Origin of the sequence: Aquisalimonas sp. APHAB1-3, assembly GCF_048323695.1 — a bacterium.
Taxonomy (GTDB): Bacteria; Pseudomonadota; Gammaproteobacteria; order Nitrococcales; family Aquisalimonadaceae; genus Aquisalimonas.
The window spans coordinates 1-1,053 of sequence record NZ_JBLWFT010000035.1 but is presented as its reverse complement, the minus strand read 5'-3'; the positions used below and the strand labels follow the sequence as shown (position 1 = coordinate 1,053).

The following is a 1,053-nucleotide window of genomic DNA, read 5'->3' as shown; positions in this document are numbered from 1 at the left end:
CGGCCTGCTCCTCGGGGCGGCCGCCGGCGGCTACGGGACGGGCGTCGACGTCGAGTTCAGCGAGGAGGTCTTCTTCCCCGACGAAGACCGAATCGAGGCCTACCAGCAACTCCCCGAGCCGTTCGCCCCCGGCCAGTACAACTTCATGCGGGTCCTGAGCTACCTCGAGGACGACTTCGGGATTCCGTTCGTTCAGTCCGTGACGGTGTACGCCGACGACAGGGACGTCCGGTCGGATCACGCGCTGACGGACATCGATCGGGCGATCGCGAACCCGCCCGACGCCTTCGAGTCGACCGACCGACGCGCCGAGGCGAGCAGCGTCCTCGATTCGATCGAGGCCGAAGCCGAGCGCAACCCCGAGTTCGCCCGGACCGTCGACCGGTACGACACGACGGGCGACGGCGTGCCCGACCGCGACGTCGACCGGGTGTACGACGAGCTGTTCGACTCCGCGTCGGCCGACGACGCGCGCAACTACGTGACGACCGACCGGAGTTCGACCCGGATCGAGTTCCAGCCGGACGTCGACGCCGAGGACGACGAGGTCGTCGCCGCCGCCCACGCGGTCGCCGACGGGATGGCCCTCGACGCCACCCCGACCGGCACCTACGTCGTCAACCAGGCGGTGGCCGACCGGATCTCCGAGTCCGCCGTCAACAGCCTGTTCGTCGCGTTCGTCCTCACCGCGATCTTCCTCGTGCTCACCTACTGGTGGCTCGAGGGCCGAGCGGTCTACGGCGTCATCAACCTCGTGCCCGTACTCATCACCGTCGCGCTGCTCGCGGGCTCGATGCGGTACTTCGACATCGCGCTCTCGCCGTTCAACGCGCCCATCCTCGGCGTCTCGATCGGGCTAGGCATCGACTACACGGTCCACTTCATGCACCGGTTCGTCGACGAGTTCGACGCGCGCGGGGACGTCCACGACGCCCTGCGGGTGACCGCGCAGGGAACCGGCGGCGCGCTCACGGGGAGCATGCTCACGACCGTCTCCGGGCTGGGCGTGCTCGCGCTCGCGCTGATCCCGCTGATCGTCGAGTACGGGCTGTT

Annotated in this window: 1 protein-coding gene; it reads left to right on the top strand. The window is 69.0% G+C overall.

Going from position 1 to position 1,053, the window contains the following annotated elements:
- A partial coding sequence (locus ACNSTU_RS17500) for an MMPL family transporter (RefSeq protein ID WP_418212816.1) occupies positions 1 to 1,053 on the top strand: 1,053 nt, incomplete at both ends.